This is a genomic window from Duganella violaceipulchra (genome assembly GCF_019166075.1).
Taxonomy (GTDB): domain Bacteria; phylum Pseudomonadota; class Gammaproteobacteria; order Burkholderiales; family Burkholderiaceae_D; genus Rugamonas; species Rugamonas violaceipulchra.
In genome coordinates this window covers 1-519 of the sequence record NZ_JAHTGR010000107.1, presented here as the reverse complement: position 1 = coordinate 519, position 519 = coordinate 1, and the positions used below count along the sequence as shown (strand labels likewise).

Annotated in this window: 1 protein-coding gene; it reads left to right on the top strand. The window is 66.1% G+C overall.

All coding sequences use genetic code 11. The features are described from left to right. Positions 1-14 precede the first annotated feature (14 nt). Positions 15-519, top strand: a 505-nt coding sequence (locus KVP70_RS33180; RefSeq protein ID WP_217946702.1) for a hypothetical protein, incomplete at its 3' end; no start/stop codon positions are given.

The window sequence follows — 519 nt, the reverse complement described above, 5'->3', positions numbered from 1 at the left end:
ATAACGCGAGCGGCGTGATCGAAGCCGTCACGGCGGCCAGCAGCCTGACGCTGCTGGCGAGTACGATCGACAACAGCGCCGGCCGTGTGGTCAACGTCGGCACGGGCGCGGCTACGGTGAACGCCCAAGGGCTCGTCACCAACAGTGGTTTGATCGCCGGTAACGGCAGCCTCGATCTGGCGGCCGGGACTTTGCGCAACCTGACGGGCGGCAGCGTGCTGTCGGGACAGCGCATGGGCCTGGACGTGGCACAGCAGCTGGATAACCAGGGTATCGTCAACAGCGGCGGAACCTTGACGTTCAACCAGGCTACGGCCATCGTCAACAACAGTGGCCAGATCGTCTCGGCCGGACAGGCGACCATCGCTGCGGGTGTGCTGAACAACGATGGTGGCCAGATCGCCACGCTGAAGGACAGCGGCGCCAGCATCGTCATCGCCAGCCAGAGCATGAGCAACCAGGGCGGCAGCGTGCTGGCCAGTGGCGACGCCACGCTGGCGGTCACCGGCGCCGTCAACA